This is a genomic window from Microbacterium sp., from assembly GCF_036566905.1.
Lineage (GTDB): Bacteria > Actinomycetota > Actinomycetes > Actinomycetales > Microbacteriaceae > Microbacterium.
Genome location: NZ_DATCVK010000208.1, coordinates 1 through 5,636, shown reverse-complemented (window position 1 = coordinate 5,636; position 5,636 = coordinate 1). Strand labels below are relative to the sequence as shown.

At 70.7% G+C, this 5,636-nt stretch carries 6 protein-coding genes and 3 pseudogenes; 2 read left to right on the top strand and 7 right to left on the bottom strand.

Features of this window, described 5'->3' with window-relative positions; translation table 11 throughout:
• Positions 1-849: pseudogene (locus VIP82_RS17560) on the top strand (hypothetical protein); the annotation flags it as partial.
• Positions 850-1,002: 153 nt separating this feature from the next.
• Here the strand turns inward: VIP82_RS17560 and VIP82_RS17555 are convergent.
• From VIP82_RS17555 to VIP82_RS23035, 7 genes and pseudogenes are all read right to left on the bottom strand, one after another.
• Positions 1,003-1,440 carry a VOC family protein gene (locus VIP82_RS17555; protein WP_331910953.1) on the bottom strand — a complete coding sequence of 146 codons (438 nt, stop codon included), beginning with the start codon at positions 1,438-1,440 and terminating at the stop codon, positions 1,003-1,005.
• Between the two features lie 107 nt (positions 1,441-1,547).
• Positions 1,548-1,778, bottom strand: coding sequence for a YkvA family protein (locus tag VIP82_RS17550; protein ID WP_331910951.1), 231 nt, complete (start codon positions 1,776-1,778; stop codon positions 1,548-1,550).
• Positions 1,779-1,871: 93 nt separating this feature from the next.
• Positions 1,872-2,042: a hypothetical protein gene (locus tag VIP82_RS17545; protein ID WP_331910949.1), complete on the bottom strand. Its 171-nt coding sequence runs from the start codon at positions 2,040-2,042 to the stop codon at positions 1,872-1,874.
• Positions 2,043-2,070: 28 nt separating this feature from the next.
• The gene (locus VIP82_RS17540; protein WP_331910947.1) at positions 2,071-2,238 is read right to left on the bottom strand and encodes a hypothetical protein; all 168 of its coding nucleotides are present in this window, start codon (positions 2,236-2,238) and stop codon (positions 2,071-2,073) included.
• 207 nt (positions 2,239-2,445) lie between these two features.
• A complete protein-coding gene (locus tag VIP82_RS17535) occupies positions 2,446-3,531 on the bottom strand; it encodes a DUF998 domain-containing protein (protein ID WP_331910945.1) in 1,086 nt (361 codons plus the stop codon).
• Positions 3,532-3,607: 76 nt separating this feature from the next.
• Positions 3,608-4,237 carry a putative antibiotic biosynthesis monooxygenase gene (locus VIP82_RS17530; protein WP_414684698.1) on the bottom strand — a complete coding sequence of 210 codons (630 nt, stop codon included), beginning with the start codon at positions 4,235-4,237 and terminating at the stop codon, positions 3,608-3,610.
• A gap of 125 nt (positions 4,238-4,362) precedes the next feature.
• Positions 4,363-4,914: pseudogene (locus VIP82_RS23035) on the bottom strand (DUF998 domain-containing protein); the annotation flags it as partial.
• Positions 4,915-5,327: 413 nt separating this feature from the next.
• On the opposite strand from VIP82_RS23035, the pseudogene VIP82_RS17525 reads away from it, so the two are divergent.
• Positions 5,328-5,636 (top strand): annotated as a pseudogene (locus tag VIP82_RS17525) (DEAD/DEAH box helicase); the annotation flags it as partial.

Below are 5,636 nucleotides of genomic sequence, written 5' to 3'. Positions count from 1 at the left end.
CCGGGTGTCGCGGCCGGCGCCGCAGGCGCGGCCGCCCTCGAGACCCGACGCCAGCGTCGCCAGCGGGAGCGCGGTGCAGGGCCAGAGGTCGCTGTGCCGGTGATCGAGGAAGGGCCTGACGTCGAGGTATCGGACTCGGCGCCCGCGCCCGCTGTCGTCGACGCCGTGCCCGCGGAGCCCGAGCAGCACGCTCCGGCGTCCGACGGGACCGACTCGCCGGCCGACTCCGAGGCGACCGTCATCGACGCCGTGCCGACGGCTCAGCCCTCGGGCGACCGGGTCGCTGAGCCGCACGAGATCACGGATGCCGACGGGCCGGATGCCGCCGAGCAGGCACCCGCGACCGAGCCGGAGGCGCTCGCGGCCGAATCCTCGGAGGATGCTTTCGAGCCCGCCGACGCGCAGCCGGGCGTGCCCGGCGCGGCGGGCGGTGACACGACCGAGACGGACACCGATGCGGCAGACGTCGCGCCGGCCGATGCCGCGCCGGCCGATGCCGCACCGGCGGAGGTGGCATCGGCAGACGTCGAGGGTGAGAGCGACGCCTCTGGCGGGTCCGACGTCGAGCCCGCAGAGCAGCCCGAGGCCGCGGCGGACGAGCCGCAGCCCGAGATATCGACCGGTCCGGAGGTCGAGGCCGAGGGTGCGGCGGAGATCCATGCGCCCGAATCCGAGCCCGTCGCGGACGAGGCCCGTCCGTTCGAGGAGCCGGAACCCGGGCAGGGCGACGCCACCGACGACGGCGACGGCGCGGTTCGCGCCGACGCCTCGCCCGAAGCCGAGGAGTCCGAGACGGACGAGTCGCCCGCTTCCGACCGCGATGGCGACGACCGTCGCCACGACGCCTGACGCCGGTCTCGATCGAGTCCGAGGGGGACGGTCCCCGCGCCCCTCCGGGTGCGTGGGACCGTCCCTCTCGGTTTTCGTGGGCGGGCAGCGGCCGAGCTCAGCGCCTGCTGACGATCAGATTCCGAGGCGCCCGGCGGACCGCTCGATCCCCGCTCAGTGCTTCTTCAACTCCTCGGCGAACATCACCAGGATGCCGCTCGGGCCACGGAGGTAGGTGAGCTTGTAGACGTCCTGGTAGGTGGCCACGCCGCGCAGCGGATGGCAGCCGTGCCGTGCGGCGATCTCGAGGGCTTCGTCGATGTCGTCGACCGAGAAGGCCACCCGGTGCATGCCGATCTCGTTGGGAAGCGTGGGCTCGGTCTCGATGGCTTTGGGGTGGATGTACTCGAAGAACTCGAGCTGCCCGTGGCCGTCGGGCGTCTGGAGCACGGCGATCTTGGCGTGGTTCCCGTCGAGGCCGACGGCGGTGTCGGCCCATTCGCCGCTGACCGTGTCGCGGCCGACGAGCGTGAGACCGAGGTCGGTGAAGAAGGCGATGGTCGCATCGAGGTCGCGCACGGCGATGCCGACATTTTCCAGTTTGATGGCCATGCGTTGCATGCTACCCAGCGCCGCGTACACCGGGCGTCGGTCGCGGCGCGACGGTGAGACCGGCGCCTTTCGCCCCCGCGCCCGGGTGGTTCTGCGTTCTGCGCGACCTAGTGCGACGGGAGGGCGGACTGCCACCGGTGCTGCTCGCGGGCGAAGAGCACGGCGAAGATCCCCCACACGCCGAGGTCGTCGGCGAAGCCCAGCGGCCCCAGCAGCAGCTCGGGGATCAGATCGATCGGCGCGAACGTGTACACGACGGCGGCGATGGCGACGACCCATGTCGTCGGCGCGACACGGTGTTCGCGACGCTTGACCGCCCTGAGAAACCTCCACCACATGCACCCCAGTGTGCGCGCGCAGCACGTCGGACGGCCCGTCGAGACGGAATCGTGATCGTTCCGTCAGAAGATGCACAGCCCGCGGTCAGCGGGTCACGGCTCACCCTGGTCCGACTCGTCGTCGGGGATCTCGTCGCTGCGCGGCCCGACGAAGTCGCCCGTGATGGTGTGCTCGCGCTCGACATCCTTGATCACATCGGTCTTGAGATCGCTCGCGGGATTGCTGTCTTCCGGCGACAGGCGCGGAACGACGCTGTCGGTCATCACACTCTCCTTTCGCGGCTGAGGTCTCCTAGCCGTCAGCCTTCTCGTCCTCTTCCGGCTCGAACGTCGACGGCACGCCCGTGTGCCCCGCTGCGACGCCGTCGGGCGCGTCGGGGATCGTCCCGTCGCGACCGAGGCCGCCCGGCTTGCGGGTGCCCTCGTCGTCCGTCTTCGGCTCCTCTGCGTTGCGGTCCATCGGATGCTCCCTTGCTCGTCAGTGGAAACGTACGTCGCCCCGGAGGCGCACGGAGCCCGGTTGACAAACGACCGAGCGCCGCGGCAGAGCTCCGCACTCCACGCCGGCGACCGCGTCAGGACGTACGGAGGTCCTCGCGCCGCAGCTCTCGGCGGATGACGCGCGCGACGGCGCGCGCGTCTTCCCGATCTGGAAGAGCTGCCGGTGTCAGTCCTGCTGGCCGGCGACGCCGAGGAAGCGGATGAAGACCGCGATCCACCCGAAGATCAGCGCGAACACGATGATCTCGAACGCGGTGAGGGAGAAGTAGCCGACCGCGGGGATGAAGAGGATCACCGACGCCGCCATCGCCGCCAGGAACGCCCACGACGCGACGAAGTAGGTGCGCGGCATCCCGCGGAGGAATTTCGGCCCGCCGATGAGGAGGACCAGGAACATCGCCGCCATGCCGGATGCCGAGAGGTTGTGCAGCGCGAGGTTCACGTCGACAGGGAACACGCCGACGCACGCGAGCATGATGCCCATGACGACGAAGAGCACGGGGACGATGCGTGGTCCCCGCGGGTTCTCGAGCACGCCCGCCGCGGCGAGGGCGCGCATGTCGTTGGCGATGTAGACGGCGAAGGTCGTCACGAGCAGACCTGCCGCGATGAGGGTGCCGTTGAACACCCAGCTCGACAGGTCGTCCTCGAACGTGCCGAGATGACTGAAGTGGATCGTCCACCACTTCGGGTCGGGGGTCGTGACCATGGCCGTCAGCGTGCCGATGGCGATGAACGCGAGCAGCAGCGACGACATGCGCTGCGTCGTCATCGCCGAGACCGACAGGAACACGATCCACGTGGTCATGCCGAGGGTGACCGCCATCAGCACGACCGACCAGAACGTCACGAGCGGCAGCCCGATGAAGCCCATCGCGAGCACCCGGTAGAGCGCGTACACCGCCACGAACGCGAGCGCCGTGTGGACGATGACCACCGAGATGGTGTTGACGATGAACTTCCACGACGGGAGCGTCTGCCGCCACTCCTGTCCGGGACGGTTGCGCGCTCGCCAGTACTCGGTCGTCGACGCGGCGGCGGCGACTACCGCGGCACCGCAGGCCGCCCACACCGCGAACGAGTCGGCTTGGCCGGCGAGCTGGAGATCGGGTGCGAACAGCCCGACGAGGAGGCCGTAGATCGCGCCGATCGCGCCCGCGGCGATACCGGCGTAGACCGCCTGCGACTCCGCACGCCGGCCGGGTGTCGGTGCCGCCGTGTCGGGCAGTGGCGAGATGTTCCTGGTGCTCACGAGGTCAGAGTACGACCGCGCCCGGGCATGCGGGGCGTTCGGCGCGACACGATCTGGTGACGGTCCTCGCGCCCGCTCAGGCGCCGCGCTGCAACCAGGGGCGCAGCATCCGTGTCACCCACGGCAGCACCGCATACGTCATCACCGGGGTGAGCAGCACCGTCGAGAGCAGCACGCGCGCGATCAGCGGCCACTCCGCGAACCCCGGGACGAACCCGAGGAGCCACGACGCGAGGAGATTCGTGGGGAAGAACCCCAGCCAGATCGTGACGGCCTGCTTCCAGCGAGGCGGGGCGGCCGGGATGGGCTGCTGGACCGGTCCGGTGGCCGGTGACGTAGGGACACCCGGATGCCGCGATTCGACGTGGGTCGCGAACGGAGCATCGAACCACCCCTCGATGCCGGTGCGTCGCTCGACGCGGACCTCGTTCGCGAAGGCCCGGCCGGAATCGAGCCACCACGAACGCTGCGGCGAATCCTCCCAGGCTTCGAGGGTCGGGATGTCGCTGAAGCGGTAGAGCATGTACCAGAGGTCGCTGCCCTCGCCGGCGCGTACCCAGCCGGAGCCGAGGAAGCCCGCGAAGCCGGCCGCGAGATCCGTGCCGGCTTGCATCCAGCTCGTGGCTTCTGCGGTACGAGATGGGTCGATGCGTCGTTCGATCGCGACGGTGATGGGGTGGGCCACGGGTTCTGCCATGGCATCCATTCTCGGGGGGAGTGCGCGGCGGCGCGTCGACGGGCGGCTGCGGGTGCCTGCGCGAGAGTGCGGGGGAGCGTCAGCAGCCAGGCTCCCATCGTGACGAAGGCCACGAGCTCGAACAGTGCGAGCGTGATGAATCCGGCGGTCAGCACGACCATGCCGGCCGCGAGCAGCGCGACGCAGAACGCGGTGGCGCGGCGGAACCGGCGACTGCGGCCGGGGATGGTGAGACCGGTGGCGACGGTGGCGAGGAACGACAGGCCCAGTCCCGTCGCGATGAGGTCGTGCATCACCGGGCTCACCGGGATGGGCACGAGACCGACGCCGGTGAGGTGCAGGCCGGCTGACACGATCGACCCGCGGAAGCCGCGCGCCGAGCGACGACGGATGCCGGTGGGCAGCGCCACGACGACGAACACGCCGTAGGCCGCGAGGAAGAAGCCGGAGAAGATCGCGATGGTGTTGAACGTGCGGCCCGAGAAATCGGTGTGCGTGCCGAGCTGCGAGAAGTGGTGTTGCCACCACGTCGGGTCGTGGCTGGTGAGCACCGAGAGGAGGACGCCCACGGGAAGCGAGAGCACCGCGAGTCGACCGATGCCGTGCGCGAGAAGAGTGTGATCGACGGCGGTCGCCGCGAGAGGCGCGGCGTCCGGTCCGGGCGGGTCGGCATCATCGGTGACCATCCCGGGCGATGCGCGCGGGGTGGTCACCGCTGGGCGATGGGTCACGGCGCGAGGACGCGCCGAGGAGGCTGTGGACAGCGTCGCGCGAGGCGGCGCGGCCGGCCCGCTGGTCGCGTCGGAAAGGGTCGCGGAAGACATTCGACTCACGATCGGTTCTGTTCGACGCACCCCCATGCCGGACATCCCCCAATAGACCCCGACACCGAGGCCCGCCGGCTTTGACGACAAATCCCCAGTTCAGCGGCGAGCCGCTGAGTCAAACATTAGCCCGATCAGCCGAGAAAGCGCTGGCCGGGTCTTGTTCGGGCACCGGGCCGTCGGCGGCCCCGCGGGTACGCTGGACACGCCGGGCCCCGCGCGCCGCGCTGCAGCGGACGGGTGGGAGCCACCGGTCCGCACCCAGGAGGAGCCGGATGCCCAAGAACAAGAAGCCCGGCGGCGGACGCGCGGCGAAGAACTACGACCCGCGCTACAACCCCAAGAATCGGGCCGCGAGCCAGGGGCGGGACGGGCAGGACGCCAAGCGCCGCCCGGGTGACTCATCGTCGGGCAAGCCCGGCAGCCGCAGTGCCGGACACCGGGGTTTCCGCGCCGAAGCGCCCTCGACGGACGCCGGCACCGGTCGCCCCAAGGGGCGCTGGACCGCTCAGGAGCGCGCGGGCCGAGACGAAGCGCGGGGCATCCGCACGCATGCGCGCGACGACCGTGGGCGCGCTGGTCGG

What these genes read in the sequence shown, in the direction of transcription:
- VIP82_RS17555 (WP_331910953.1), bottom strand. Translation starts at nt 1,440, where the DNA reads ATGGCCATCAAACTGGAAAATGTCGGCATCGCCGTGCGCGACCTCGAT.
- VIP82_RS17550 (WP_331910951.1), bottom strand. Translation starts at nt 1,778, where the DNA reads ATGTGGTGGAGGTTTCTCAGGGCGGTCAAGCGTCGCGAACACCGTGTC.
- VIP82_RS17530 (WP_414684698.1), bottom strand. Translation starts at nt 4,237, where the DNA reads ATGGATGCCATGGCAGAACCCGTGGCCCACCCCATCACCGTCGCGATC.
- VIP82_RS17540 (WP_331910947.1), bottom strand. Translation starts at nt 2,238, where the DNA reads ATGGACCGCAACGCAGAGGAGCCGAAGACGGACGACGAGGGCACCCGC.
- VIP82_RS17545 (WP_331910949.1), bottom strand. Translation starts at nt 2,042, where the DNA reads ATGACCGACAGCGTCGTTCCGCGCCTGTCGCCGGAAGACAGCAATCCC.